The sequence below is a fragment of the Paenibacillus radicis (ex Xue et al. 2023) genome (assembly GCF_024722015.1).
GTDB lineage: Bacteria > Bacillota > Bacilli > Paenibacillales > NBRC-103111 > Paenibacillus_S.
On sequence record NZ_JANQBD010000028.1, the window covers coordinates 1 to 26,823 of the forward strand.

The 26,823-nt window shown below is 45.5% G+C and carries 26 protein-coding genes; 17 read left to right on the forward strand and 9 right to left on the reverse strand.

The annotated features are described in order from the left end of the window. Positions 1-276: 276 nt before the first annotated feature. The 4 genes from NV381_RS29960 (at position 277) to NV381_RS29975 (ending at position 2,818) form a co-directional block, all read left to right on the forward strand. Positions 277-726 (forward strand): MarR family winged helix-turn-helix transcriptional regulator, encoded by a 450-nt coding sequence (locus tag NV381_RS29960; protein ID WP_258216989.1) that lies wholly within the window; start codon positions 277-279, stop codon positions 724-726. A gap of 79 nt (positions 727-805) precedes the next feature. Next, entirely contained in the window at positions 806-1,204 is a 399-nt protein-coding gene (locus NV381_RS29965) for a DoxX family protein (protein ID WP_258216990.1), read from the forward strand. Positions 1,205-1,253: 49 nt separating this feature from the next. Further along, complete coding sequence (locus NV381_RS29970; protein ID WP_258216991.1) at positions 1,254-2,204, forward strand: ring-cleaving dioxygenase; 951 nt, start codon at positions 1,254-1,256, stop codon at positions 2,202-2,204. Then, a complete protein-coding gene (locus tag NV381_RS29975; protein ID WP_258216992.1) occupies positions 2,201-2,818 on the forward strand; it encodes an alpha/beta hydrolase in 618 nt (205 codons plus the stop codon). Before NV381_RS29970 ends, NV381_RS29975 begins: the two co-directional genes overlap by 4 nt. Positions 2,819-2,959: 141 nt before the next feature. Here NV381_RS29975 and NV381_RS29980 read toward each other — a convergent pair whose 3' ends face one another. Both NV381_RS29980 and NV381_RS29985 read right to left on the reverse strand, forming a co-directional pair. Then, the gene (locus NV381_RS29980; RefSeq protein ID WP_258216993.1) at positions 2,960-3,262 is read right to left on the reverse strand and encodes a type II toxin-antitoxin system RelE/ParE family toxin; all 303 of its coding nucleotides are present in this window, start codon (positions 3,260-3,262) and stop codon (positions 2,960-2,962) included. After that, complete coding sequence (locus tag NV381_RS29985) at positions 3,249-3,521, reverse strand: type II toxin-antitoxin system Phd/YefM family antitoxin (protein ID WP_258216994.1); 273 nt, start codon at positions 3,519-3,521, stop codon at positions 3,249-3,251. The genes NV381_RS29980 and NV381_RS29985 overlap by 14 nt, the downstream gene beginning before the upstream one ends. 533 nt (positions 3,522-4,054) lie before the next feature. On the opposite strand from NV381_RS29985, the gene NV381_RS29990 reads away from it, so the two are divergent. Continuing rightward, positions 4,055-4,186, forward strand: a complete 132-nt coding sequence (locus tag NV381_RS29990; RefSeq protein WP_258216995.1) for a hypothetical protein — start codon at positions 4,055-4,057, stop codon at positions 4,184-4,186. Positions 4,187-4,227: 41 nt separating this feature from the next. Next, the gene (locus NV381_RS29995; protein WP_258216996.1) at positions 4,228-5,754 is read left to right on the forward strand and encodes an extracellular solute-binding protein; all 1,527 of its coding nucleotides are present in this window, start codon (positions 4,228-4,230) and stop codon (positions 5,752-5,754) included. Positions 5,755-5,998: 244 nt separating this feature from the next. Here the strand turns inward: NV381_RS29995 and NV381_RS30000 are convergent, their stop codons facing one another. Continuing rightward, a complete protein-coding gene (locus NV381_RS30000; protein ID WP_258216997.1) occupies positions 5,999-7,735 on the reverse strand; it encodes a SulP family inorganic anion transporter in 1,737 nt (578 codons plus the stop codon). Between the two features lie 547 nt (positions 7,736-8,282). Then, positions 8,283-8,615 (reverse strand): ArsR/SmtB family transcription factor, encoded by a 333-nt coding sequence (locus NV381_RS30005; protein ID WP_258216998.1) that lies wholly within the window; start codon positions 8,613-8,615, stop codon positions 8,283-8,285. A gap of 207 nt (positions 8,616-8,822) precedes the next feature. On the opposite strand from NV381_RS30005, the gene NV381_RS30010 reads away from it, so the two are divergent. Then, positions 8,823-9,368 carry a hypothetical protein gene (locus NV381_RS30010; RefSeq protein WP_258216999.1) on the forward strand — a complete coding sequence of 182 codons (546 nt, stop codon included), beginning with the start codon at positions 8,823-8,825 and terminating at the stop codon, positions 9,366-9,368. Between the two features lie 232 nt (positions 9,369-9,600). On the opposite strand, the gene NV381_RS30015 is transcribed toward NV381_RS30010, so the two are convergent. The 3 genes from NV381_RS30015 to NV381_RS30025 form a co-directional block, all read right to left on the reverse strand. Continuing rightward, the gene (locus tag NV381_RS30015) at positions 9,601-10,035 is read right to left on the reverse strand and encodes an NUDIX hydrolase (protein WP_258217000.1); all 435 of its coding nucleotides are present in this window, start codon (positions 10,033-10,035) and stop codon (positions 9,601-9,603) included. An 83-nt stretch (positions 10,036-10,118) separates the two neighbouring features. Next, positions 10,119-10,640, reverse strand: a complete 522-nt coding sequence (locus NV381_RS30020; protein ID WP_258217001.1) for a DUF420 domain-containing protein — start codon at positions 10,638-10,640, stop codon at positions 10,119-10,121. Between the two features lie 146 nt (positions 10,641-10,786). Beyond that, a complete protein-coding gene (locus tag NV381_RS30025; RefSeq protein WP_258217002.1) occupies positions 10,787-10,960 on the reverse strand; it encodes a hypothetical protein in 174 nt (57 codons plus the stop codon). A 266-nt stretch (positions 10,961-11,226) separates the two neighbouring features. Here NV381_RS30025 and NV381_RS30030 point away from each other — a divergent pair, with 266 nt between their 5' ends. From NV381_RS30030 to NV381_RS30060, 7 genes are all read left to right on the forward strand, one after another. Continuing rightward, positions 11,227-12,975, forward strand: coding sequence for a cache domain-containing sensor histidine kinase (locus tag NV381_RS30030; protein ID WP_258217003.1), 1,749 nt, complete (start codon positions 11,227-11,229; stop codon positions 12,973-12,975). A 2-nt stretch (positions 12,976-12,977) separates the two neighbouring features. Further along, positions 12,978-13,736 carry a response regulator transcription factor gene (locus tag NV381_RS30035; RefSeq protein ID WP_258217004.1) on the forward strand — a complete coding sequence of 253 codons (759 nt, stop codon included), beginning with the start codon at positions 12,978-12,980 and terminating at the stop codon, positions 13,734-13,736. A 123-nt stretch (positions 13,737-13,859) separates the two neighbouring features. Beyond that, positions 13,860-15,176: an ABC transporter substrate-binding protein gene (locus NV381_RS30040; protein WP_258217005.1), complete on the forward strand. Its 1,317-nt coding sequence runs from the start codon at positions 13,860-13,862 to the stop codon at positions 15,174-15,176. Between the two features lie 111 nt (positions 15,177-15,287). After that, positions 15,288-16,184 carry a carbohydrate ABC transporter permease gene (locus NV381_RS30045; RefSeq protein ID WP_258217006.1) on the forward strand — a complete coding sequence of 299 codons (897 nt, stop codon included), beginning with the start codon at positions 15,288-15,290 and terminating at the stop codon, positions 16,182-16,184. Beyond that, positions 16,174-17,016, forward strand: a complete 843-nt coding sequence (locus NV381_RS30050) for a carbohydrate ABC transporter permease (RefSeq protein WP_258217007.1) — start codon at positions 16,174-16,176, stop codon at positions 17,014-17,016. The genes NV381_RS30045 and NV381_RS30050 overlap by 11 nt, the downstream gene beginning before the upstream one ends. Positions 17,017-17,155: 139 nt before the next feature. Then, positions 17,156-18,172 (forward strand): NAD-dependent epimerase/dehydratase family protein, encoded by a 1,017-nt coding sequence (locus NV381_RS30055; protein WP_258217008.1) that lies wholly within the window; start codon positions 17,156-17,158, stop codon positions 18,170-18,172. Between the two features lie 228 nt (positions 18,173-18,400). Further along, the gene (locus NV381_RS30060; protein ID WP_258217009.1) at positions 18,401-19,375 is read left to right on the forward strand and encodes an aldo/keto reductase; all 975 of its coding nucleotides are present in this window, start codon (positions 18,401-18,403) and stop codon (positions 19,373-19,375) included. A 234-nt stretch (positions 19,376-19,609) separates the two neighbouring features. Here the strand turns inward: NV381_RS30060 and NV381_RS30065 are convergent, their stop codons facing one another. Further along, positions 19,610-20,998 carry a phytase gene (locus NV381_RS30065; protein WP_258217010.1) on the reverse strand — a complete coding sequence of 463 codons (1,389 nt, stop codon included), beginning with the start codon at positions 20,996-20,998 and terminating at the stop codon, positions 19,610-19,612. Positions 20,999-21,957: 959 nt separating this feature from the next. Beyond that, the gene (locus NV381_RS30070; protein WP_258217011.1) at positions 21,958-23,478 is read right to left on the reverse strand and encodes a CAP-associated domain-containing protein; all 1,521 of its coding nucleotides are present in this window, start codon (positions 23,476-23,478) and stop codon (positions 21,958-21,960) included. Between the two features lie 265 nt (positions 23,479-23,743). Between NV381_RS30070 and NV381_RS30075 the strand changes: the two genes are divergently transcribed. The 3 genes from NV381_RS30075 to NV381_RS30085 all read left to right on the forward strand — a co-directional run bounded on the left by NV381_RS30075 (position 23,744) and on the right by NV381_RS30085 (position 26,684). Further along, positions 23,744-24,220, forward strand: a complete 477-nt coding sequence (locus NV381_RS30075) for a YhcH/YjgK/YiaL family protein (protein WP_258217012.1) — start codon at positions 23,744-23,746, stop codon at positions 24,218-24,220. Between the two features lie 521 nt (positions 24,221-24,741). Next, positions 24,742-25,485: an AAA family ATPase gene (locus NV381_RS30080; protein ID WP_258217013.1), complete on the forward strand. Its 744-nt coding sequence runs from the start codon at positions 24,742-24,744 to the stop codon at positions 25,483-25,485. A 215-nt stretch (positions 25,486-25,700) separates the two neighbouring features. After that, positions 25,701-26,684 (forward strand): oxidoreductase, encoded by a 984-nt coding sequence (locus tag NV381_RS30085; RefSeq protein WP_258217081.1) that lies wholly within the window; start codon positions 25,701-25,703, stop codon positions 26,682-26,684. Positions 26,685-26,823 lie beyond the last annotated feature (139 nt).

Below are 26,823 nucleotides of genomic sequence, written 5' to 3' on the forward strand. Positions count from 1 at the left end.
CACCGCTGCAAGCCTATAATTCGAGGGAACACGAGCTTCAACAGCGACCGGAATCCCACATCCATCCCTCCCCACGTACAAACGAAAGGGTACACCAAGGACGCCGCAAGGCGTTTTTCTTATAATAGCTTGTAGACGTTGCTTCTGCTGCACATAACAATGAATATTTAAAAAATATGCTGTGATTATGTGATTTGCTATTGACAGGAATGAGTAAATGATATATCTTTAATTCAAGATAATTAAATCAAAGACATCGCAGGGGGTGACTTAAAAATGCCAAACGAATTAGATAAGGAACATGCGTCTTCGCTCAAGCTATTCGTAGTACTTTCCAAAGCTTATAGAACCGTGATGGATCGAGCTGTCAAGGATATGAAGGAATACGGCTTGTCACCTTCCGAATTTATGATTCTCGAAGTGTTGTATACGAAGGGGAAAATTCCTTTGCAGCAAATTGGGGAGAAGATATTGATTACGAGCGGAAGCATTACGTACAATATCGACAAGCTGGAAAAGAAAGGTCTATTGAAGCGTGTGCCTTGCAAAGATGACCGCAGGGTCATATTCGCTGAGATCACTACAGAAGGCAATGCCATGTTTGACCGTATTTTTCCTGATCATGCCGCTACTATTCATAGCTTAACCAAAGCTCTTTCTCAGGATGAAAAGCTGATAGCTGTCGAATTGCTTAAGAAATTAGGAAAAGGAGCAGAGGAGCAATAGCCATCTCGGTGGCCGTTTTTCTCGCCATATATCTTAAAATAAAGATTATTAAATTAAAACTAAATGGAGGATGATTTTAATGATGGCATTTGGATTGTTATTGGTTCGTTTGGTAGTTGGGTTATTGTTTGCAGGACATGGAGCTCAGAAGCTGTTTGGCTGGTTTGGAGGCTATGGGCCTAAAGGAACAGGCGGTTGGATGGAATCGGTCGGTATTAAGCCGGGAGTAGCGATGGCGGTATTGGCCGGATTGATGGAGCTGATAGGTGGAGTGCTATTTGCACTAGGGTTGTTTACTCCTCTAGCCGCTGTGCTTATCACGTTGACTATGCTTGGCGCCATTGCCAAAGTTCATGGGAAAAACGGGATTTGGTCAACAGCCAATGGTTACGAATATCCGCTTGTGCTCATTGTGATTGTAATTGGAATAGCTTTGACAGGCGCAGGAGCATATTCCTTGGATGGAGTACTTAATTAATTCGAATACTCAATTAACAAGTAGGGAAAACAATAAAGGAGGAATTCAAATGTCACTACAAACTGCAGGTATTCACCATATCACTGCCTTTGCAAGAAATCCACAGGAGAATGTTGATTTTTATGCTGGTATTCTAGGTCTTCGTCTCGTTAAGAAAACAATTAACTTCGATGCTCCTGATGTGTATCACTTGTATTTCGGCAACGAAGCGGGAAGCCCGGGAACTATTATTACGTTCTTTCCGTGGCCGGATTCCCGCAAAGGGAGAATTGGCGGAGGGCAAGTGGGTATTACCACATATGTGGTACCGCCGGGCTCGCTTGCATTTTGGGAGAACAGGTTGGAAAGCCACGGTATCTCGGTTACGAAGGTGAGCCGCTTTTCAGAGCCATATTTGCAGTTCACAGATAATGAGGGCTTGCGTCTGGAGCTTGTCGAACGTGAAGAGGGGCCGCAGAGCAGCTGGTCATTCGATGGTATCACGGCAGATCAAGCGATCAAAGGGTTCGGAGGCGCTGTTCTCTTCAGCACCAACCCGATGAAAACTATGGATGCATTGCAGCATCTGCTCGGCCTGGAAAAAGTGGCAGAGGACGTTGCTTATGCCCGCTATCGGTCCAAAGGAGATATCGGCAACGTTATTGACGTACCGTTTGCTGTCATGGGCAGGGGCATCGATGGTGCAGGAACAGTTCATCATATCGCATGGCGTGCTTTGGATTTCGAACAACATACGGAATGGAGAAGCTCGGTGCAAGATTACGGCTATCGTCCAACCGAGATCATAGATCGTCAATATTTCAATGCTCTTTATTTCCGGGAGGCAGGCGGAATACTTTTTGAGATCGCTACGGATCCACCGGGCTTCGCTCATGACGAATCTGCTGAGGCGCTCGGCGAGAAATTGATGCTGCCGGAGTGGTTCGAGTCAGCGCGCTCTCAAATCGAAGCCAATCTGCTGCCTATCCAAGTTAGGGTATTGGAGGGGAAACAAGGATGAAGCATCTTTTTGAAAAGGGGAGCCCGGAGGCTCCGACGTTAGTTCTATTTCACGGCACCGGAGGAACGGAACGAGATTTGCTGCCGCTGGGCAAACGAATTTCTCCGGAATCTTCGATACTTAGCCTTAGAGGAAATGTACTGGAAAATGGGATGCCACGTTTCTTCAGACGATTGGCAGAAGGTGTGTTTGACGAAGAAGATCTGATTTTCCGTACGAAGGAAGTGAATGACTTTTTGGATGAGGCTGCAATCCTCTATGGATTTGACCGCGGCAATCTAGTGGCGGTGGGATACTCCAATGGGGCCAATATTGCAGGTAGTCTGCTCTTCCATTATAAGCAGGCGCTCAAAGGCGCTATTCTTCACCATCCTATGGTTCCGCGGAGAGGGATTCCGATTCCGGATTTGTCAGGTATACCGATTTTTATTGGTGCCGGGACTAACGACCCGATCTGTTCAGCCGGGGAGACCGAGGAGCTCCAAACGCTTCTTAGTGAGGCCGGCGCATCGGTTAAGGTACATTGGGAGCGTTTCGGTCATCAATTAACTTCTTCGGAGGTTGAGGCTGCGGCAGCTTGGTTTCACACAGAGAGCCAGCTTATTGCTCAGTGAAGTCAGGATAGCTTTCTAAAGATCATGGAAGTTAGAAAATGAAAGATGCGGCCAGACATGAAACAAGTCGGGCTGCATCTTTTTATTTGGTATAGATAGACAATGCCGGATGCTCTAATGGCTGAAGGACGAGGCGCTCTTTTACAATAATGAGTCGTAATGTCTTTTCCCATGCAAAATACGTCTGATCTGCACAACATCGCTCTTGACTACATAAAACACCAGATAGCTATGCACAGCTAAAACACGATAACCCTTCAACCGAAGCGTGGAATTTTTGGTCAAAGGGCATCGAAACGGCAGATCTCCAAGTGATGCGATCTGATCACTAATGTCATCATATAACTTGAAATCATCATAGGATGATTGTTCATTAAGATAATCGATGATTTCCTGTAAATCCCTCTTGGCAGCTGGGAAAATGAGCACTTTATATTTTTCCACGAATGTTTGACCTTAACTTCCGGGACACTTCCAAGAAGTCCTCTCCGATAGCGCCGTCAGCAATTTCAGCTTCAGCTTCGGACAACTTGCTATATAGTTCGATCAAGGCCTGCTGACGCTCATATTCCTCGATACTCATGACAACCATGTCACCAGTGCCATTCTTAGTTATAAACACAGGCTCACGCTCCCGGTGGCAAAATTCGGATATTTCATTCGCGTTATTACGCAAATCTGAAATCGGACGGATTGTAGGCATAATTGTTTACCTCCTTAGTTATGTTCTTATGGATTTAATTGTAGCATAATTAAGAGCAAATTAAATGCTATATTAGGAGTGAATATTGCTGCAAGCGATGATTGTATCAACCTTCTATTATACGCGGGTGCCATGAATGATTCGTTCCAAACTGATAACATACGCATGTTCGGTATCATAGACGACTTGGATTCTGTGGACTGTTTGGAGAGCAACTGACAGTCGAATCAATCGAATCTACAATATACAGCCATGTTCAAAAATTAATTTTTGATGGTTTTTTACGTGAAAAAGTGATGATGGATTATGTGGGAAAAGTGGTTAAAAACCCTATTCCACAAGGGTTTTTCGGGTTTTTTCAGGAAGTTAAATAAAGATGATTGTTTGAAACGAAATAAGGAAGGTATACTTTTCTTAGCGCCAAAGACATTATGACAAGCAAGCTTGGACCTGATAGTTGGCAGCTTGTTTACAGACTAAATGTTACGCGCTTTCATTCCAAATTATTACATTTTAATCTGGAGCTAATGGATGTGATGCTGACTTTAAGTGGATTTGTTGGAAGCGCATTCAAGTTAATGATGGAATCGAATCTTCTGCATCTGTTATTTTATGAAGTGGAGTCGGAGCAGCAAGATGAATACCGAAAGGTTTGGGTAACCTAAACCCTCAATATATACAGAAAGAAAAGGAGTCGTGGTATACAATGAAACATAAAAAGTGGATTGCAACTATGGGGTCTGTTACATTGGCAATGGGAGTTTTAGCTGCCTGCGGCAGCGGAGAACCGGCAAAAACAGCAACAAATGGGACATCGACAGCTCCTAAGGCAGAAGCTCCTAAAGTAGATACTACACCTTTGGACCTGTCTATAGTCTTTAAACAAGTAGGCGATATTCCAGCTAAAGGGAATGTAATTGAGCAAGCTCTTGAAAAAGGCACTAATACTAAACTAAACATCCAGTGGGTACCTGCTTCTACTTATGACGAGAAAATTAACGTCATGATCGCTGCTAACGAATTGCCAAAGGTTTTGATGGTTAGCTATGTGCCAACTGTTATTAATGCAATTCAGGGTGGACAATTCTGGGAAGTAGGTCCGTTACTTAAGGATTACAAAAACCTATCCGCACAGAACCCGCAGTATTATGAAAATATTAAGGTTGATGGCAAGCTTTATGGAATTCCACAGTTCCGTGAAATAGCGCGCCCAGCATTTATTTTCCGTAAAGATATTTTAGATGCTAACGGAATGAAAATGCCTAAAACGCTGGATGAGTGGTATGAAATAGCTAAGAACCTGAGAAAAAATGATACTTACGCCTTTATGTTGGATAAAAAGTACAACGAAGGTCCATCGTCTCTATTGACTCGTTTTGCCGTAGCCCAAGGTGGAGTTAACCGTTGGGGCGCAGATGCCAATGGCAAGCTGACACCAGAGTTTTTGACACCGCAATTTATGGATGTACTGAAATTGTTCAAGCGCCTTTATGCAGAGAAGCTAATCAATCAGGACTTCCCAGCTCTAGATGGCACAGAATTGGATAAAGCATTTGAGTCCGGTCGTTCGGTTCTTAAATTGAACGGCGTGGCGACAAACGCTGCAAATATCCAGGACCGTTTGGTTAAGGTAGTCCCTACAGCTCAGTTGGATGTTATCCCTATGGAAGGACCTCAAGGATTTAAGGTTGCCGCACAAAATGGTTACAACGGCTTGTTGGTATTCCCTAAATCGACTGTGAAAACCGAAGCTGAACTGAAACGTATTTTGACATTCATGGATAAATTGTTGGATGCGGATATGTCCACCCTGCAAAAACGTGGTATCGAAGGCGTTCACTTCAAAAAAGTTGAAAATAATTTGGTTGAGTGGGTTGATTTGACTGCATTTAACCGTGAAGTTAAGCCATACCGCGATAGCTTGTTGAACTTTGAAACATACAACGTACCTCAATTGAAAGATACTCCATTGGCAATGAAAGGTTACAAAATGGAGCCGGACAACTTGAAGTATGCTGTTCATAACCCAACCCTGACTCTATCTTCACAAACTTACTCGGAACGCGGTAAAGAACTGGATCAAATGATGTGGGATGCGCAAACTAATTACATTGTTGGTAAATTGGACGATGCTGGCTTTACAGCAGCGATCGACAAATGGCGTAAAGCAGGCGGCGACAACTTGATTAAAGAGTTCGAAGCAGCGATTGCCAAAAATAAAGCAGCTAAATAATAAAGCGTTACACGACACAACAAGTGAGCAGGATGGCTTAGCCATCCTGCTTTGCTGCGTGAATAGGATTAAATGAAAAACCCCTTGCCAAGGGGAGGAATACAACGATGAATAAAGCATTAAAGTAGCTGCAACTATGCTAGTATCCGCTTCCGTGCTTGCAGCATGCGGGCCGGCCAACCGACAACTGATAATAGTAGAGCAGGCTCAGCAACTGGTGCTGAAAGGCGCTCTTTTTACTTATTTATTGCTCGTTAGCCTTTCCAACTGCCGCCGGATTAGATAAAGCGGCGCATTCGCGGAATGCAAAGTGTTTGCATCCTAAGCATTTGGCTGGATCCATTTTTCCCACTGCGTAATCAATAGCCCCTCCCGTATGTTCAAAGAAATGACCGTCCCCAATTTGTTCGCTTAATCCGGTTCTTTTCAAATAGGCTGCAGGCTGGCTTTGAATGCCTGAGATGAGCACAAGCCCGCCTGATTGTTTGAAATGCTGCACGATGCTTGCCAAATTGGATTCCCCGGTAGAGTCCAGAAAAGGAACCTTTCCCATACGAAGCAGCAGCATTGCCGGACGGGACGGGAGAGCTTCCATAATGGACTTTTCAAATAGGCTTGCTGCGCCAAAAAACAAAGGGCCTTCAATCGTAAAAATACTCAGTTGAGGACAGTCATGATCATCCTTAACCATATAGGCCCCCACTTTTTCATGCTTCAATGACGGATCCGGCAATACTTTGGCCACCGTAAGTACATTGCTCATCCGTTTGACGAATAGAAGGATGGCTAAGATCAATCCGACTTCTACTGCCGTTGTCAAATCTGTAAACACGGTAAGAAGGAAGGTTATGACAAGTACCAAAGAGTCCGTTGTTCTTGTTTTGAGAATATGGGCAAATTCTCTTCTCTCACTCATATTCCAGGCAACTACCATTAAAATAGGCGCCATACTGGCAAGTGGGATGGCAGAAGCAAACGGAGCGAATAATAGCAGGATTAACAAAACGACGACTCCATGAACGATCCCGGAAATAGGGGATACGGCTCCGTTTTTAATATTTGTAGCAGTCCGCGCTATAGCTCCTGTTGCAGGAATTCCCCCGAATAGAGGAGTGACTATGTTCGCAATCCCTTGGCCAATAAGCTCTTTATTACTGTTGTGCCTGCTGCCGGACATCCCATCTGCAACAACAGCCGAGAGCAAGGATTCAATACCGCCAAGCATAGCAATTATAAAAGCAGGAGGAAGCAGCTCTTTGATTGTATCGAATGAAATAGGAGGAATGGCGAGACTGGGGAGAGTGCTCGGAATTACCCCGTAGGTGGATCCGATGGTTGCCACATTTCCGCTGAACCATAAGGTTGCGGCAATACTGGAAATGATTAATCCTATTAAAGAACCGGGAACTTTAGTGCTGATTCTAGGCATGATTAATAGGACCCCTAAACTGATTAGGGCCGTGACGACGCTCCAAACATTTAAGGTAGACAGATGCATCCCGATTTCGTTCATATTAGACAAAAAATCTTCATGGCGTTGTAGATTGCTTAGCCCCAGGAAATTACCGATTTGGCCTGAAAAGATAATAACGGCGATACCGGATGTAAATCCAATGGTAACGGGCCGCGGAATGTATCTAATTAAAACACCCAGCTTCAAAATGCCCATTAAGACAAGAATAATCCCGGCTAATAGGCCGGCAATGAGTAATTTCTCATAGCCGTACTGTATGACAATGCCAAATAGAATGGGGACAAATGCTCCCGTAGGTCCGCCAATCTGAAATTTGGACCCGCCAAGCAAAGATATCAGGATACCGGCAACTATGATCGTATAAATACCGAACTGAGGCTTTACGCCGGAAGCAATAGCAAATGCCATTCCTAATGGAATAGCAACCACGCCAACAATCAACCCTGCAACCAGATCACGACGCAACATAGGGTAAGTATAGCCTTCAAATCTCCCGGACCATTTCAAATGACAACCCTTCTTCTTTGATATTTGTAATATTTGATTATTTGAATATATTAAGAATAATAAACCTGTGCATATAAAAAAACAATGCCCTTTTTGTAGACATTGATAAATATACTTTTTCTATTTTGTTTTGTTTGATCCTATGCTAAACTTTATAAGTTTCTGCTGAGCTAACAATAAAACGCATGATGAATATTTTGCTCGCACGAAAAGCGCTGCTAAAACACGAAGGCATCATCGTTGAGGCGATAGCGAATGGTTTAACTGGAATTTCTGGAGCTAATACTCCCGTCAGAGCTTCGGTGAGGCGCTTAACTGGAAAAACTCCATTTATTACAAGAAAATATTGGGTAAAACGCATTAAACGATGCAATTTGCTGGCCATTTTCCAGTTATTTGCAGAAAAAGGCCCTCGCGGCCGGGATTAACGGGAGGATTTCCCGCTAGTCAATCCTGCAGCGCAAGACCAGCGTTGAACTACATTGGATGACATGCTGAGGGGAGCACCTAGCCGTAGCCGTGTACTATCATTAAGCTTTGATACATCTCAATTTTCTGACACCCGCATACTTTCCAATAGAGAGATTGTTCCGACCAAGTGATTGTCAAAAATTTGTTTGGCTACCTGAAGCAAGTCTTTAACCAGGGGATCGCGCAAGCTGTACACTACGGATGTCCCTTCCTTACTGCCAAAGACGACATTTTTGTTTCTTAGAATCGATAGCTGCTGGGAAACGGCTGAACCTTCACTGCCGATAATGGTTTGGATCTCATTTACGTTTTTGCTGCCCTCGGAAAGCACTTCAAGTATACGAATTCTCATAGGATGGGCCAAGGCTTTAAAAAATTCCGCCTTAAATTGCTGGAGCTCAAGGTTCATAACGGATTCTCCTCGTATATTCAAATATTTAGATATTATCATAACATAAAAAGCCTCTTGTTCAAGTAACTCCCAAGCATTAATAGATGTTCCTGTTGATTGCAGTATTAATTGTATTGACTTATAATGCCTATATATTCAAATAACAAGATATATGAATGAAAAGATAATGAATGACAAATTTGTTTTTAAAGGTGAAACATGAAAATGGCAACAAAGGAACAAATTATAGAGCATGGACTCGGCTATTTAGGTGATGTTGGAATTGAAGCGGTTTGTCAGGTATGTGTGCCTAATGGCGGGTCTTGCTGTAAAAGCTGTTCTTACTTGAGAGACCGAGTGGGCTGCCAATCACGTAACACCAGCTGTACGGCATGGCTGTGCGGCTTTCAGAAGTATATATTTTTTGAGCTCGGATTACTGGAGGCGTGGAACTTATTTTGGGAGCAAGTCCCAGGTCAGGACTACAGGCAAGACTTCACTCCAACTCAAGTGGTTGTTCCATTATGGCTGGATAAACCCGATCCACGAATTCGCAGCATAGTCGATGCATTTGCCCGTGATTTAGAAGAGCTGCGTATCCACAAAAAAATAATGATTTCCCAATTCAATGATACATTAGAATCTTATATGATAAATAATTTACTTTACCCTGATTCTGAAATTGCTCGCCATGTATTAAAAAAGCAAAGAAATCACATGCTGGATTTCAAGCAATTTAGAATGGAGAAGGAAAACTATTATAGCCGTTGACAGCATAATTATGCGCAGGAGGTGGTCTGGTTGGGGATTGGTGGAACGATAGTTTTAGGTATAATTACGATAATCATCGTATGTGGATTGACATTTTGGGTGACTAAGAAAGCCTACTCACGCAAATGGGAAGAAGAAGACGAGGATTAAGAAAACTAATAGTATATCCTCTTAAGAAGAAAGAAGCACACCGGGAGGTGTGCTTCTTTTAATTGAACGAGCAGATGCAGGCTTACCAATTTACACTTTCAAACCAAACTCCATCCTGCTGCTTATTCGTAAGCGCTTTGTGAATATAGGAGACCATAGGCTCCGGCAGCTCACTTAGCTTAAACCATTCCAGCTCCTGGCATTTATGCGGCTCGGCATTGACTAGCTGGCCTTTCCAGGAGCGTACTTTTAGAAAAAAGTCGATCCATTCGGAGCTCGTATTTTTTCTGTGCATGACACCTATAACATCAACTTCAGCGGGATCGATGTCTACCCCGGCCTCCTCTTTGGCCTCACGTATGGCAGCTGCTTTGACCTCTTCACCGCCATCCATTCGCCCTGCAACAACACTCCATTTACCATCTTCAAAGCCTGTGTTCTGTCTCTTTAATAGTAAAACTTCATCATTGCGGTAAAACAACAGATGGACCGAACCGTATAAAATTGGGGTTCTCAAAAGTAGGCCTCCAGAATGAACGTTTATAATAGATGCGATTAATGATGAACCGGTGTAACTTTGTGTACCGATAAGAGTTAATACTAGTAATAAGGTGAAATTAAGAGGTACACGATGACGCCAGTGCTGCTGACATAAAGCCAGATGGGCATCGTCCAGCGAGCAATTCTGCGGTGGCGTTCTATTTGCATATTAAAGCCTCTTGTAACGGAAATCAAAGCGAGAGGGACATTGACAATGGCTAGCAGGACGTGAGTAATCAAGATGAAATAGTAAATGTACTTAAGCGCAGTAGGGCCACCGAACAAGGTCGGCTCTGTCAAGTAATGATAGATCACATAGGAAACAAGAAACAGGGCGGTTGTAGTGAAGGCGCAAAGAATGAAATTTCGATGCATGGGGATGTTTTTACGTTTTATTGCGTACAGTGAGATCAGTAAGAATGAAAAGGTGAAGCCGTTAAAAATAGCATTTAATAATGGGAAAATAGTGACGTCGAAGCCAAGGCTTCCTTGATATCCTGGCAGAAAAAATAATAAAGCGATAATTCCGACAAGCACTACTGAAAAAGTGGCGATAAGCGGCATAAAATTGCGTGATTTCATTTCCTTCCCCCAATTGCGTGATTCACAGCTTCAAGCTGTCCTACTGTAATTATACGTAATGAATGGCGGAAATCAATAAAGTACACAGTTCTGTAACTTTCCACGAGAAGAGACTGGCATCCTTTAATGCCAGCCTCTTGCCTGAATCATAGAGAGTCAGCTGTATTGATCGCGTGTTCCCAGCTAGGAAAGTAAAACAAAGCATTCTGCATTAGCTGTGGATGGGACTGTTTAACCTTCTTTTTATTCAAAGGCAGACCGTTAGACTTCAGTTGATGAATTTGTGCAAGCACATCATCTATGCCCATATTGGCTTCCATCGTTGTTCTCTCCCTTCTGTTCAGATTGGTAAGTATTCTTCCCTTATACTGGAAATATAATCATGAATTTGGTGGTAAGATCGATAAGCAAGCAGCGTTAAGAACAGAGTAGAACTCTAGAGCTCATGGCGAGCAAGCAGTTAGCCTCCGGAAACAACTACATAGTTGTCCCATTATGTAAAAAACTGTGATACCATTACAGAAATAAACGGCCGAATAAAAGCCTGTAGTGCTTATTCGGTAAGCTGCCGTCAGGGAAGTGTTGCATGTTGCTGGCCAACCTCAATCGTCTATTTCTATCGCTTCGAATGAAATTTATGATCCTGTTCATGGCTCTGATTACGATACCCTTTATAATCAGCGGCGCATTCACGTATACCAAGTATTCGGCTAATGTCGAACAGAATACGAAAAACTACACGCTGCAAATCGTCGATCAAATCCGCATCAATCTGGACAGATATGTCAAAGAGATCGAGAGATTGACGTTATCCCCCCTCTATGATCCGAACGTCCTCGCCATTCTGAAGAACCACAGCAGCTCCTACCAAAAAGGAGTCTATTTGACTGCGGAGGAGCAGTTCAAGACCAATTTATTCATTTCCTCTATGGCATTTGACCGGTCTGAAATTGAAAGCATTCTCATTTTTACGAATGATGGCAGCTTATTCAGCAATTCCGATACAAGCGTAACGAACTATTGGGAGCAGGAAACAAATAATTGGATGGAAAAAGCCGACCTGGAAGACGGAGGACTAACGATCAATCCGCCTCATTCTGTTTCCTACTATACAACGGGGCCTAAAACGGTCGTATCGCTGTCGCGGCTAATCCGCGAACCGTATACGCACAGTAAAATTGGCTTCATTAAGGTTGATCTTAAAGCGGAAGGCTTTGAAAAAATATTTTCCTCCGTTAACTTAGGCAATAACAGCAAGCTGTACATATACGATAAGGATAAAACACTGCTGCATCCACAGTCGACCATAACCGAGCCTGATGTGAACGATCCGAGATTTTTAAGCGCTTGGACCAAATCGAAATATACAGGGCTGCAAATATTAGGCCAAATCCCTCTCGGGGAGCTGAGGAAGGAAGCTAAGGAGATAACGAGCTATACGTTAATGATATCACTGACCTCGCTCGCGGTCGCTCTTATACTTGCCATCCTGTCTTCCGACCGATTGGTCAAGCCGATCCGTCATCTGCAGAGTAAAATGGAGCTGGTCAAGAAAGGCTTTTTCAAAGAGCGTGCTATCGTTGCGACCAATGATGAGATCGGGCAATTGACCGAGGTTTTTAACCGGATGGTGGGGGAGATCGACCGTCTTGTTCGTGAAGTATACGAAACGAAATTACGTGAGCGCGATGCGGAAATATCAGCACTGCAGAGCCAGATGAATCCCCATTTCCTCTACAATACGTTGGAATCGATCAATATGATGGCTGTGCAGCACAATCATCTGGCTCTTTCGAATGTGGTCACCAATCTCGGCAAATTGCTGAGATATACGGTGGACAAAAATCAATCCGCCGTCTATCTGCGCGATGAGGTAAGATTTGTTGAATCCTACTTGCAAATTCAGGCATTGCGATGTGGGGACAGCTTGCGAATGGAGATCTTTATCGATCCGTCGCTGCAATACGTGCTCGTTCTGAAACTCATTTTGCAGCCGCTTGTGGAGAACGTCATCGAGCATGGGATGGGCAGCGATCCGGTTACGATCCGAATAAGGGCGGCAACGGAAAACGACGATTTGATCCTCTCGGTTGAGGACGATGGCTTGGGGATTGATGTGCAAACGATGGAGCAGGTGCTGCGGCGTATTGATTATGCAGGGGAAGAGCATCCGGTGAAGCAGGAATTCGGTCAAAAAAGCAGCGGCTACGCGCTGCGTAACGTACACCAGCGAATACGGCTATTGTATGGTGAGCCTTATGGAATTTTGCTAAAGAAAAATGCACATAAAGGAATGACCGTTTTTATTCGATTGCCATTCCAATGGGAGGAATAACCATGTACAAAGTTATACTTGTCGAGGATGAGGATCTGATCAGACAGGGCTTAAAGAAGCTGATTGAAGAAGTAATCGGCGGATTCATCGTGGTAAAAGAGGAGAAAAACGGCCGCCAAGCTCTTGAATCGATGAAAAGCATCCTGCCCGACTTAATTATTACAGACATACGGATGAAGGAAATGAACGGCATCGAGATGATCGAGCAGGTGCGGCATAATTTCCCCGATACTCCGATTTTGGTAATCAGCGGTTACGGAGATTTCGAATATGTGAAAAAAGCGCTTCGCTTCAAAGTTGAGGATTATTTGTTGAAGCCTGTCGATAGAGTGGAGCTAACCCAATATTTAACCGGTCTTAAAGGAAGATTGGACAGCCGCAAAATGAGTGCGCTTCAAAGCCAATCCCATACAGCCGGGAATAGTGTGGAGGAGAATGAAAAGAAAATTATTCGCACAGTCAGAGAAATCATCCATTCCAACCTGGATCAGGATATCTCCCTCCAATTCATTGCCAACAAGGTTCATATGAACCATCAATACTTATCCTCATTATTCAAGCTGGAAACAGGCCAGAACTTCGTGGATTATGTAATTCAATGCAGAATGGAGCGGGCCAAGCAGCTTTTGCAGGAGACGAATTTAAAGATTTACGAGGTCGCCAAGCTATCCGGGTACGAGAATGCCAAATATTTTATGACCGTGTTCAAACAGTTTGTAGGCGTAACCCCCTCCGATTTCCGCGAAAACCAGGTTCGTTAGCGAACGGAAAGACCTCGATTTTTTGAACCATAACTCGATTCATTTGGATTTCTCGAATGGATATTTTTCTCTATCATTACATATGTAAGCGCTTATCAAATGAGAAACGAAGGGGAATCAGGTATGAAGAAAATGTTGTCTATGGCCGTGCTTTTCGTATCGGCAGTAAGCTTAATAATCGGGTGCTCGGCCACAAAGGACACACCCAAGGAAACGGCAGCGTCTCCCAAGCCAGCGGTTAAAGAAGACATTGTGCTCAAAGTCGGTATGTGGGGAGAAAACGATACGCGTAAGAAAATATTGGAGGAGTATGTCAAGAAGTTTACTGCCCAAAATCCTCATATAAAAGTCGAGTTTATGCTGGTTCCATTTGCCGATTATCAGCAAAAGCTGTCGATTATGGTTGCTTCCAAAACCGCGCCTGATCTGGTATGGATGTCGGATAAAATGATACCGCAGTTTATCGAAGCGAAGCAATTGGCCGATATTTCCGACATTCAGAACGACAAGGCATATGATTTTAACGACAACATACCGTCAAGCTTTCAACGCCTGAAAAAGGACGGCAAGCTGTATGGTGTACCTTTTCTAAATCCGCCTAAAGTTATCTTTTTTAATAAGACGTTATTTAAGGAAAAAGGACTAAAAACCCCACTCGAGCAGTACAAGGAAGGAAATTGGACGTACGACGAATACCTAAAGTCAGCTAAAGCTATTACCGATTCATCCAAAGGCATTTATGGCAGCTTCTTAATTACCGCCAATGGCTGGAAGGCTTGGGAGGATGCCTATCTGGATACGTTCTGGGCCTTTGGAGCGGATTTTATGAATGAGGAGAGCACCAAATTTACACTTAACACTCCTGAGGGTGAGAAGGCGCTTCAACTGATATCGGATATGATCTTTAAGGATCAAATCCATCCGAAGCCGGGGGATCAAATCACATTTGAAGGCGGAAAAATCGGCATGTCCCGGCAAAACTATGCGTACGTCAATACAGCCAGAAGCATCAAGGGCTTTGAATGGGATATTGCGCCGATGCCGAAAGGACCTAACAAGGATGCGCCTGCTGCAACCGGACTGGCCGCCTATTCCGTCATGCAGGATTCCAAATATAAGAAGGAAGCGCAGGATTTGTTGAAGTTTATGACAAGTAAAGAAGCGATGACCGAGTTTGCCTTCATGTATGTGCCTAACCGCAGCTCTGTACTGGCATCTGATGCATTGACCAAGGGCTTCGAATCTCCGACGAAAGAAGCCATTAAAGCATCTCTGATCGATCCGATGAACGGCAAGCTTAGAGCGCAAAACGCACATAAGAACTGGCAGCAAATCGATGTGAAGGTTCAGACCGTTATCGACATGCTGTATACGAAGACCTACCCGGTAAAAGAGGTGCTTAAGAAAATGGAAGACGAGGTAACGCCTCTCATGAAATAAATGATTACAGAAGAATAAGCTTAAGGGTTTAAGTATAGATGTTTCGATTCGCCAAGCGAAAGCTTGGCGATATTTCTGAAACAAAAGTGAAGTGGAGGAAGGGACCTTACAGTGAATACCCAAACAGGAAAATTAATGCAGCGTGAAAAATGGTACGGCTATATGTTCATCTCTCCGATGGTCATAGGTTATGTCCTTTTTTTGTTGGGGCCGATTATCGCCGCATTTATGATGAGCTTTACCAATTGGTCGTTGATTAAAGAAGAAGAGTTTGTTGGACTGGCGAATTACACCAAAGCCTTCACAGGAGATTCCGTATTTTGGGCTACGGTCTGGAACTCCTTTTATTTTTCCATTGTTTTCGTTCCGTTGAATATCGTGCTGACTTTGGCGCTGGCCCTGCTGTTAAAGGAGCGAATCCTTGGCGTCGGCTTTTTCAGAACAGCTATTTTTACTCCGGTAGTTACATCTATTGTCGTGTGGGCTACGGTCTGGAAATATATTTTCCAAACAGATAACGGACTCGTGAACTCGATTCTACGCATATTCGGACTTACCGGACCGGCCTGGCTGTACGATCTTTCCTTGGCTATGCCAACGGTTATTATCATCACCTTGTTAAAAGGATTGGGGATCAATATGGTGATCTTCCTTGCTGCGCTGAACGATGTCCCCCCTATGTACTATGAAGCAGCCAAAATTGACGGGGCCGGCAGGTGGAAAACATTTTTTAACGTAACGCTTCCGTTGATAACTCCTTCCGTATTCATGGTCCTTGTCATTACGATGATCGGATCTCTTAAGGTTTTTGGGCAAATATACGTTTTAACCGGGGGCGGTCCAGGTACAAGCACCTATGTGTTCGTCTACTACATCTATGAGCAGGCGTTCAAAATGTACGAATTCGGGTATGCTTCGGCCGTAGCATTTATCTTGTTTTTTATTATTTTCGTTCTGACGGTTATGCAGTGGGGCATTAGAAGAAAGTGGGTGCATCATGAACAATAAAAGATGGGCGGAAGCTGCCAAAACCATACCTAAATATGCCATTTTATTTGCCATTACGTTCTTTATTCTGATCCCTTTTTATTGGATGGTCAGTACCTCCCTGAAGGATTTTCAGCAGGCTTTATCGTTCCCGCCGCAGTGGATTCCGAGTCCGATTAAATGGGACAATTACATCGACCTGTTCGCCAAGCAGCCCTTTCATTTGTATTTATTCAACAGCCTATATATTGCCGCCTTGGTCACGGTTGGAACCTGCCTCTTCGCGGCGCTGGCCGGGTATGCTTTCGCGAAAATATCCTTTCCATGGAAAAACACACTTTTTCTGATTTTGCTGAGCAGCATGATGATCCCTACGGAAATCACTACGATTCCATTGTTTATATGGTTATCCAAGGTTGGTTTGGTAGATACTCATTTTCCGCTCATTGTACCTCCGATGCTTGGGGCAGGCGGGATGTTCGGCGTCTTTTTGTATCGGCAGTTTTTTATTACGATTCCTAATGATCTGGATGAAGCGGCTAAAATCGATGGTTGTACGCCATGGAAAACTTTTTGGAGGATTATGCTGCCGCTAGCGACACCGGCGATGGCTACCTTGTCGATTTTAACGTTTCTGCACAGCTGGAATGAATTTTTTGAACCGTTGGTATATCTGAATTCCAGTAAGCTGTACACGATCCCGCTTGCTCTGTCTTTATTCACCTCGGACAGTGGGACAGAGTGGCATTTGGTAATGGCAGCTTCCGTTGTAGCTACGGTTCCGCTGCTTACGGTATTTTTCTTCGCGCAGAAAAAGTTTATCGAAGGTGTAGCCATGACAGGATTAAAGTAGAGCATCGCCTCCGAGATGACGTTGATCTGACGGCAATTGGGCGCGTTTCAAAATAGGCTCTTATAAAATAGAGCAAATATCTGTTAAAATAAGGAGTGGATAGTAGCATCGTGCTAATTTGGTAGAAGAGGTGGAGAAATTGAAGGTTTTAATATTAGGAGGAACCGGTGTCATCAGCAGGCAGATTGTGGAGCAATTGCTGATAGCCGGACAGGAAGTAGTTATCTTTAACCGAGGCACCAAACGGCTTGCTTTTGGCAAAGACTTGGAATGGATCCATGGCGATAAGTCCGATCAAGAGGGCTTCAAGAAGCTGATGGAGGGCCGTCAATTCGATGCCGTTATCGATATGATCAGCTTTAATGCAGCGGATGCGCGGTTTACGGTTGAGACGTTTAGCAATACTGCGGGTCAAATCATCTTTTGCTCCAGTGTTGCCGTTTATAAAAGACCGCTCAAATCAAACCCCATCCGAGAGGATGCAGAGGAGCTGTTCGATAATCCTGAATTCGGCTATGCGTTTCAAAAAGCTGAGATGGAACGTTATCTGCAGGGGGTCATCAGCGAAGGCCAACTGCCGATTACGATCATCCGACCATCATTGACCTACGGAGTTGGAGCTGCCAATCTGGGTGTGCTGCGTCAAAATTACAACATCGTTCACCGCATCCGCAACGGTAAGCCTCTTGTGATGTTTGGAGATGGAACGACACCTTGGAGCTTCACGTTTGCCCCTGATTTGGCTAAAGCTTTTGTCGGCGCTGCGGGTAATAAACGGACCTTCGGCAAGACTTATCACGCAACTAACGAAGAAGTGAGTATTTGGAACGACTTGTATATGGAATTTGGCAAAATCCTTGGTATCGAGCCGAAAATTGTGCACATGCCTTCCGAGCTTTTGATGCGTGGTAATCCCGGATTGTTTGGTCATCTGTATTACGAAAAAAGCTATTCCGGCCTAATGGATAACTCGAAGATCAAACAGGATATTCCCGGCTTTGAAGCGACAATCTCCTTGAATGATGGGCTTCGAATGATGCTGGATTGGTACGAAAATGAAGCTATGGCAGTGGATACCGAGAAGGATTTAATGGAAGACCGCCTGACCGAGCTGCATGCCCAATGGGGTAATCAGATTGAAGCGTTGAAAATTTAATAATAAGTAGCGCTATAAGGCATCGGCCTGGCCCAATTTGTAACACAAATGAAATATGGGCTTCATCTAGTATTAATGATTAACGCTTATAATAATAGATGACCCCCTTTTTTAATATATAACCTTAACCCCGCAGCCGTTACGGTATGTGGGGTTCTTTCTGTGATCCTTGTCCCGCTTAATGGTATAATAAGGGTATATATCAATGAAAAGGAGCTGGACCGCTTTATGAAATTTCATCGTCTTGGCAGTAGTGGGCTTAAGGTGTCAGCATTAGGTTTGGGAACTAACGCATTTGGAAAACGTGCTGATCAGGAAACCTCGATTCGGATTATACATCAAGCTTTGGATCAGGGAATTAATTTTGTTGATACGGCTAATATTTATACCGGCTCTGAATCGGAGCGAATCATTGGATTGGCTTTGGCAGGCCGACGCCATGAGGCTGTTCTGGCAACAAAAGCGGGTCTGGTCAAGGGTGCAGGACCTAACGAAAGAGGCTCCTCCAGGTATCATTTACAACAGGAGCTGGATAACAGCTTGAAAAGACTGCAAACGGACTACGTGGACTTGTACCAGATTCATACGTTTGATCCACAAACACCGCTTGAGGAAACTTTAAGAGCATTGGACGACATGGTTCGGGCTGGAAAAGTACGTTATATCGGAGCATCGAATTATGCAGCTTGGGAGCTGATGAAGGCTTTGGGCATCAGTGATAGATTGGGGCTAAACCGGTTCGTTTCCACCCAAGTCAGCTATTCGCTCGCCGATCGCACTCCCGAGCAGGAGCTTGTTCCGGTTTGTTTGGACCAAGGGGTAGGTATCATCCCGTATTTCCCACTGGCGGGCGGAATTCTGACAGGGAAATACACATCAGCGGACAAGCCTCCGCAAGGATCGCGTGCCGATACCGATCCTAATTTCGGCAAATTCCTTGATGAAGGCAGAATGGAGCTCGGCCGAAGTGTGAATAAGCTGGCTGACGAATTAGGCTGCACACCAAGCGCTCTGTCACTCGCCTGGCTTATGCAGCAGCCGACGGTCTCAAGTGTAATAGTTGGAGCCACAGGAGTGCAGCAGCTGGAGGATAACTTGAAGAGTGTGTCGCTTGAGCTTGGAGCCGATACGTTGGATGAACTGGAGCGGCTGAGCGAGGCTTACCGTTACGGAAAGCCGTTTGCTTGGTATCGTTTGCCTTAGTGGGGAATCGGATATTCCTCCAGACCATTGCGTCCTCCTGTACCGTACTTCAATGGGCATGCGTGACCATTAAGGGTCTGCGCGTGCCCGAATTTGGCCGTACAAGGAGGAGCGCAATTGGGGATTTAGAGGCAACTGCACCAGCTCTAAGGCCTCTTCATCCATAAAATCTGGTGCGATCACTTGAAACTTATTTACGGCCGTCAGACGGATCTGACTGGGTTGCTTCCAACCTTAGCGGCTGCGCGGTACCAAGCTGCGTGGATCAACTTTATTATCCTTTAATAAAGGAGTTGGGGCACCATCAGCAATTTTATCCCACGGAACAATTTTAAAATTTTGGTTGTAAGTTTTGCCATCCGTTATATTCTCGTCGTCTTGTGTGATGAAAATGCCGTTGGGGAATTGTTTACCTAAACCAAAGCTTAGTACATCGATTCCGTCGGTTTCAGACGTCCCATCATATTTGCCGTCCCCAACCTGGAATGATGCTACATAGCTGTTGTTGCCTTCACGTGAGTACAACACATAGCGGTCACTCCCTTGACTGGAGGCAATCAAATAACCTTTACCGTCATTAGCATAGTATATCGTTAGACCCTCAATATCGGTAGTCAATCGCGCTCCGTCAGCAACATCAACTCGACCGACCGGCAGCAAACCGCCCGTTGGTTCCGCATCAAATTTCCAGATCGCTATGTTTTCTTCCGAGAAATACATATAACCGTATTCATCGTCCGCGACCAGCCCTTCGGAAATAGTACCCAAGCTTAACTCCCGCACCAATTTCCCATTGATTTTACCGGAACCGTTATCAGCAAGCTCCCATTGCTCAAATTCACCGTCGTGTCCCAAAACCAACGCATAAAACTTGCCGCTTTTCAGACTGTGATAAAGTGAAAAGCCATACACCTCAGGCATTTTCGACTTGATTTTATCTCCAACAATGTTGGTTAATTCGCCAGTTTCAGGATTAATAGCAAATATGTCAACTGTATTGCTGCTACGGTTTGTCGTTGCTGTAATATCTATTTTTTTACCGGCTAGAGGGAAATCATAACGTACATCAATATTATTAACCTTGCCAACCGGATAGGAATACAACTGTTTGCCGCTCAGGTCGTATACCAGTACGCCGCCACCTTTATTCGTTGCGATAATTCTGCTCTTAGCAGGATCGGTTGGATTAACCCAAATGGAAGGATCATCGGCTGCATCCTTTCCGGTATCTACCGCATCCGTTTCGACATCGGCTGTTACCGTAAACAATTTTTCATCGCTTTGCTTGGCTAAGTCCAGCTTGACTCCCCCGGCATTTTCCAGCTTTAATATTTTCACAAGGTCAGGGGAAACATTTGCGACGCCTTTAATAAGCGCTGCCTTGGCCTGCATCTTCCCAGTTTTCGAACCGATGGTGTATTCATCGCTCCCTATTGTGATAGAACCGGCCTTACCATTCCGCAATTTAAACAGTACTGAATTTGTATTGGCATCCCACACAACAGAAGCCCCGTTGCTCTGCAATATTTCCCGTAAAGGCTCATAGTCTGCTGCAAAAGCAGTGGAATAAAACAAAGTGGTAGACAAAATAGCCAATGCAGATATGGATTTCAGTAATTTCATATTGAATTTCCCCTCTCAATAATGGAGTTGTGTAAGCGCTTTATAATTTATGTTTAAATAGCGTTTACGAATCTTTTACGGTGGCTCGATCTCCTTAATTTCAATGCAGGAAAGTGCTTACAACTGTTGATCTATAGAAGTGGATGTTCATCCTAAGATGTTATCGGCTCCTTCTTGGTGGCTTAAACAAGCTAAAGAGAGTAAGCGCTTTCCTTGTTGGATAAAAATAAGCTCCCGATAAAGCTCAGGAGATGTGCGGTTGCAGTGTAGCAACATATGTAGAACGTCTGTAGTAAGTAGTAAGCTGTTGTTAAATGCCTTTGTTGGAGGATTACAAGTGTAGATTTTCTTGCGGTCTCATTTAAAGTATCACATCCTTTTATATTTTGGTAACGTTACCGGAAACGTTACCAAAATTGTAAGTGAATATTACCCATTTGTCAATTCACATTTCTAGAAGTTGGACATTGGTGAAGTTATTTTTTTCTATACGAATCAATCGAATCAATCATCTGTCAAATACGCCGACTGCGTTCCACCATTCTTCTGCACTGACAATGAGCCTGAGGCACTCCTAAGGCTCATCCGGGTAGCCACATATATTATGATGATTTCATCAAGCGGTTTACTGCCCTTTTGGATTATCATCACTTTGATAAGAACATAGCGATGGCGAGGGGCAATAAGCGAGCTGATCGGAACAAGCAGAGAAGCAAGCGGGCAAGTCGTACACAGACGTCGATGCAATTCGCATTGGGAGAAGGATGCCATCGCGAATGTGACAAAATCGGGATGGATGGACGGTTATCCGTTACGGCAGCTTCAGCGCCGAGGGACGTGCAGTATAGAGCAAGCGTACACGTACAACTGTATTTGAAGTGTCAGTAACACAAATAGGCAGCTTGCACAAGAATAGCCCGGTCTTCCTAGAATTAGGGGAGCGGGCTTTCTTCAGTATGCTACTTACTTGGTGTATAAAAGTTTTGCGTGTAATAGATCGTCATCTTGCCGCCGAACGCTACACCAACGCCGAGACGCTGGATGTCGCTGAGCAGGTTCTTGCGGTGGCCCTCCGAGTTCATCCAGCCCTCGTGGGCATAGATGGCGCTGGTCTGGCCGGCGGCGATGTTTTCTGCGGCACCCTGCATAGCGATGCCATCCGACTTCATCCGATCGAACGGAGAGGCTCCGTTCTTGCTTTCATGCGCGAAATAGTTGTTAGCGGCCATGTCCGCACTGTGTTTGCGCGCTGTGCCGGCTATTTTATCGTCCCAGATGAAAGCAGGCTTACCTAGCTTGACGCGGGCTGCGTTAGCCAAGTCGAAGATTTGCCGCTCGTAAGCTGTGATCAGCGAATCGCTGGCTTCCGGATAAAAGGCAGCCAAAGCGAGTTCCGTTGGCTTGGCGATTGTCTGGATGCTTGTAACAACGTTGTTGCGATGAAGGTCATAAAAGAAGGTGACATAAGAATCCGATGTCTCATAAGTGCCGTATTCACCCTTGCCGTAGTTCATATTAAAGCGGGTGTTGCCCTTGGTAATCGAGGCTAGGGGTTGACCGTACAGGTTCAGTACTGCGCTTTTGGCGCTCCCATCGGACAAACCGTTGTACTCCCAATTGGCGGAGGTGGAATATAGACCGACAACCCTGCCCCCGCTAATCCCAATCTGTGCGTAGCTGCTGTAATCCTGGTTGTATATGAACCACTGGAAGCCATATTCGCTTAAATCCTTACGCGCTGGCTCTCCGAGCTTGGCGATCACATCTTCCGCCGCATCCCCGATATGGATGCCTTTTACTGTGACCGTGTTGGCCGAGGCTGATGACTGAGGCGTCGCTGGATTAGCCGGACTTTCAGGAGAAGATGATGCGGCTGCAGAAGAGGCTCCATTTTCCAGGATGAGCTGGAATTGCTTTTGCTTCACGTTGCGGATAAATTGCACCGCTTCGGCTCTCGATAAGCGATCGGCAGCTTGATAGCCGGCAACGGTTGCCGCTGTTTTCCCCTCAGACAAGCCTTGGTCGAGCAGGTAGCGGATAGAATCGTTTAGGCTTTGTGTTCCTTTTTGCGAAGCTGTAATAATTTGAGCGACAAGTCCGCGGTTAAACTTGGTTGCATCCGTATTATGCAGTACAGGCCATTTGCGGCTGTCTGCTACATCGTAATACGGCTTGTACCAGGCGGATCCGGAAGCTGAAGCAGCAAGCTTAACCTCGGGGTAAGCCCGCAGCAGCATCGCCAGAAACTCCGGCTCGGATACCGATTGATCCGGTCGGAAGCTTCCGTCTTCGTAACCGTTGACGATATTATTTTGAACGGCCCATGAGATTGCTGTAGCCCCCCAGTGGCGGGCTGTATCAGTAAAACCAGGTGCATCGGCTGCATATACTGGATGCTGCGATGGAAGGAATGACGATAATGGTGATAAGAAGATAGCGATGGCAAGGGGTAATAAGCGAGCTGATAGCTTTGTGTTCATTATTTAAACCTCCTAAATTCAAAGCGCATCTTTTTTTAATACGTCAAAAGATGCAGATGGAATAAAATTCGTACACTTTCTACTATATGGGTCTCTAGCCGGAATGTCTAACTGTAAAACCAACCAATCGAATTATATAAGATTACGGAAAACTCCGCCTCAGAGAAGTTTAACTCATTAGTTAGTCTTTTCATAACAAGTCAACAGGTTTATACTGGGAAAGGGTAACGAATACGGACTATATCTTGCAGGAGGCGGACTACAAATGATCATTAGCGATATTAAGAATTGGGAACGGGAAAAGCAGGTTTATCCTAAAGCGGTTAATAGAGGGCTGGAGTATATTCAAAGTACTGATTTTAGTTCATTGAAACCTGGCAGGTACGATATTGAAGGAGATCTTATGTTTGCTCTGCTGCAGGAGCCGACAACCTTGTCTTGGGAGAAGCAGCGGCCCGAGTCGCACCAAACCTATACGGATATTCAGTTTTTGCTGGCAGGTGAAGAGGTCATCCGGGTTGCACCATTAACTGAGGATGCAGTAATTAGCGAAGAAAATTTTGCGGCGAGGGATATTGCATTCTACAGCAAAATAGCTGAGGAAAACGCGATTCAACTAAGCCCGGGCTCCTTTACCGTGTTCTACCCAGGTGATATTCATCGTCCTTGCTGCAGTGTCTCAGAAGATCAGCCAATCCGCAAAGTCGTCATCAAAATTCATAAATCATTGCTGTTTGAATAGTAGCAAGCTAATGAGGGTAGGCTCCGATCAGGAGGCCTACCCTTTAATATTTTTAAGAAGCTGATGCGAGCGGCGCCTGAGATGAAGGGACACTTATCATAGTGGAGCAGGAAGGCAGGCTTATCAGTGCTTTCAAGGTCGAGTGCTCCAATTTAGGGCGAGTAAGATGGCGAGAGGCTAATCACTAATCGTGCAATTAACCCGATTGGCGATTGGCGGAACGTAGGTGCGCTATTTTGGCGAAAGCGGCTCTATACTGGAGGGGGCGGAACTACGATCAGCTATTTGACTACTGGAAGGCCAATCAGATGGATTTTCGGGGGAATAAGTGATTGACGTTCCGTTTGATTATAATGTTAACGTGTGCGAGTGGAAATAGAGGAACCAGGTTCCGTTTCAGTCGGGAAATGAGCAATGCTGGATTGACAGTTGGGGAGCCAACGTGAGGCTCGACCCGGAGAGAGCTTTTCGATATGATGGGAATGTGCTTAGGATAGGAAATCTCTCAGGAGGGGATGAACATGTTTTTGCGTGAAGCTACCATTCTGCGTGACAAGTTTCCTGCTGGCGGCCAGTATCCATTTACAGTGCCTGCATTGGCGCAGACTAAAGGGCTTCCTTTCGGTGGGCCGGTTACTTTTTTCGTAGGGGAGAACGGATCGGGGAAATCAACCATGCTGGAGGCTATAGCCTGGCAATGTGGTTTCCATACAGCCGGAGGCAGCGCTAATCAGACCTATGAGCTGGATGGGACTGAGGCTGATTTCGGGCCTTACATCCGGTTAACCTGGAATCGCAAGGTGACGAGCGGCTTTTTTCTTCGAGCAGAATCGTTTTTTAATTTCGCTAATTATTTGGATCAGATGGTGCGGGAGCAGCCGCAATACCGACATGAATTTTATGCCCCGTACGGAGGCAAATCGCTGCATGAACAGTCGCATGGGGAATCTTTTCTATCGTTGTTCCGCAATCGATTTGGGAGAAGGGCCATTTATTTATTGGACGAGCCGGAAGCTGCGTTATCCCCAGCCCGTCAATTAAGCTTATTATCCGTATTTCACCGTTTAAGTCCGGACTCTCAATTTATTGTTGCGACGCATTCCCCCATTTTGCTGGGATTCCCGGGGGCGCAGATCTATTCGTTTGACGAGGGTCCTATACATGAGATTGCTTATGAAGAGACGTCGCATTATCAGCTGACACGCCGGTTTTTGGAAAATCGCGGAGCTATATTTCGGGAGCTGTTTGCCGAAGATGATGAATGAATAGGGCTGATAGCGGGCAGCCGAATTAGGTAATAGCAGAAGCTGTGTCGGTTCGCAGGAATAATTATTTAGAGGAATAATGGTTAAGGTGTTTGATTATTAAAGCCCCTTAATGTTAGGTGAGTAGATATTTCTGGATGCTTACGAAATTAGTTTCGACTTGGCGGAACTTTAGGGAGGTATATCATTTGGAACGGAGATCGTTTGAGGCACTAATGGTAAATAAGCAAGATGATCAGCTTGCTATAAGTTTGCAGGAGCTGCAGGTCGAGGATTTGCCTGCGGGCGAGGTGCTTATTCGTGTTCACTATTCGGGAGTGAACTATAAGGACGCACTCGCTTGCCGATTGGATGGCGGTATAGTCCGATCGTATCCGCATATCCCCGGCATCGATCTGGCCGGGGAGGTATGCACCTCGGCAGACGCACGGTTTCATCCGGGCCAGAAGGTCATAGTGACCGGCTTCGGGCTGGGCGTCTCGCACTTCGGCGGATTCAGCGCCATGGCGCGTGTTCCCGCCGATTGGGTTGTGCCGCTGCCGGCAGGCTTGGAGCCGCGCGAAGCAATGGCGATAGGTACAGCCGGGTTAACGGCAGCGATCTCGATTGAGCGGATGGAGCATAACGGGCTCCATCCCGCGCAAGGCCCTGTGCTGGTGACTGGAGCCACCGGCGGGGTTGGCAGTGTTGCCGTCGCGCTGCTGGCTGCGAGGGGCTACGAGGTTGCTGCGAGCACCGGCAAAGCGGAGGAGCATGATTACTTGCGGGCTCTGGGTGCCCGCGACATTGTTGGGCGCTTGAGCGCCGCAGCGGCAGGGGCCGTGGTCCCGGCGAAGCCGCTGGAGAAGCAGCAGTGGGCCGGCGCCGTTGACCCTGTCGGGGGCAGCGGGCTGGCATTCCTGCTGGCTTCCATCCGCTACGGCGGCTCCGTAGCGGTCAGCGGCCTCACTGGCGGCGGTACCGTTCCGACAACGGTACATCCGTTCATCCTGCGCGGCGTCAATCTGCTCGGTATCGACTCCGTCCAATACCCTATAGAGCGCCGCAGCGCTTTGTGGGAACGGATGGCCGCTGAACTGAAATCCGACGGGCAGCTGGAGAGGATCGGCAGCCGTACGATCCGCTTGCAGGATGTGCCTCATGCGGCGGAGGAGATATTGGCCGGACGTGTCAGAGGACGAATTGTAGTTGAATTATAGCTCTTAGCCTTCATTCATCATAAAAAAGAAGCCTCAGTCCCACATTGAATAATGGTTCTGAGGCCTTCTTCCGCTTTGCTGCCCTTACGGCCGCTCAATTTTAATTGTGGAAACCATGCAGCAGCAGGTTTGACTGAGG

Excerpts from the sequence above, each read along its gene's own strand:
- NV381_RS29975 (WP_258216992.1), top strand. The coding sequence starts at position 2,201 with ATGAAGCATCTTTTTGAAAAGGGGAGCCCGGAGGCTCCGACGTTAGTT.
- NV381_RS30030 (WP_258217003.1), top strand. The coding sequence starts at position 11,227 with ATGTTGCTGGCCAACCTCAATCGTCTATTTCTATCGCTTCGAATGAAA.
- NV381_RS30050 (WP_258217007.1), top strand. The coding sequence starts at position 16,174 with ATGAACAATAAAAGATGGGCGGAAGCTGCCAAAACCATACCTAAATAT.
- NV381_RS29965 (WP_258216990.1), top strand. The coding sequence starts at position 806 with ATGATGGCATTTGGATTGTTATTGGTTCGTTTGGTAGTTGGGTTATTG.
- NV381_RS30060 (WP_258217009.1), top strand. The coding sequence starts at position 18,401 with ATGAAATTTCATCGTCTTGGCAGTAGTGGGCTTAAGGTGTCAGCATTA.
- NV381_RS30065 (WP_258217010.1), bottom strand. The coding sequence starts at position 20,998 with ATGAAATTACTGAAATCCATATCTGCATTGGCTATTTTGTCTACCACT.
- NV381_RS30070 (WP_258217011.1), bottom strand. The coding sequence starts at position 23,478 with ATGAACACAAAGCTATCAGCTCGCTTATTACCCCTTGCCATCGCTATC.
- NV381_RS30080 (WP_258217013.1), top strand. The coding sequence starts at position 24,742 with ATGTTTTTGCGTGAAGCTACCATTCTGCGTGACAAGTTTCCTGCTGGC.
- NV381_RS29960 (WP_258216989.1), top strand. The coding sequence starts at position 277 with ATGCCAAACGAATTAGATAAGGAACATGCGTCTTCGCTCAAGCTATTC.
- NV381_RS30025 (WP_258217002.1), bottom strand. The coding sequence starts at position 10,960 with ATGGAAGCCAATATGGGCATAGATGATGTGCTTGCACAAATTCATCAA.
- NV381_RS30020 (WP_258217001.1), bottom strand. The coding sequence starts at position 10,640 with ATGAAATCACGCAATTTTATGCCGCTTATCGCCACTTTTTCAGTAGTG.
- NV381_RS30085 (WP_258217081.1), top strand. The coding sequence starts at position 25,701 with ATGGTAAATAAGCAAGATGATCAGCTTGCTATAAGTTTGCAGGAGCTG.
- NV381_RS30075 (WP_258217012.1), top strand. The coding sequence starts at position 23,744 with ATGATCATTAGCGATATTAAGAATTGGGAACGGGAAAAGCAGGTTTAT.
- NV381_RS29995 (WP_258216996.1), top strand. The coding sequence starts at position 4,228 with ATGAAACATAAAAAGTGGATTGCAACTATGGGGTCTGTTACATTGGCA.
- NV381_RS29985 (WP_258216994.1), bottom strand. The coding sequence starts at position 3,521 with ATGCCTACAATCCGTCCGATTTCAGATTTGCGTAATAACGCGAATGAA.
- NV381_RS30035 (WP_258217004.1), top strand. The coding sequence starts at position 12,978 with ATGTACAAAGTTATACTTGTCGAGGATGAGGATCTGATCAGACAGGGC.
- NV381_RS30040 (WP_258217005.1), top strand. The coding sequence starts at position 13,860 with ATGAAGAAAATGTTGTCTATGGCCGTGCTTTTCGTATCGGCAGTAAGC.
- NV381_RS30005 (WP_258216998.1), bottom strand. The coding sequence starts at position 8,615 with ATGAACCTTGAGCTCCAGCAATTTAAGGCGGAATTTTTTAAAGCCTTG.
- NV381_RS30010 (WP_258216999.1), top strand. The coding sequence starts at position 8,823 with ATGGCAACAAAGGAACAAATTATAGAGCATGGACTCGGCTATTTAGGT.
- NV381_RS29970 (WP_258216991.1), top strand. The coding sequence starts at position 1,254 with ATGTCACTACAAACTGCAGGTATTCACCATATCACTGCCTTTGCAAGA.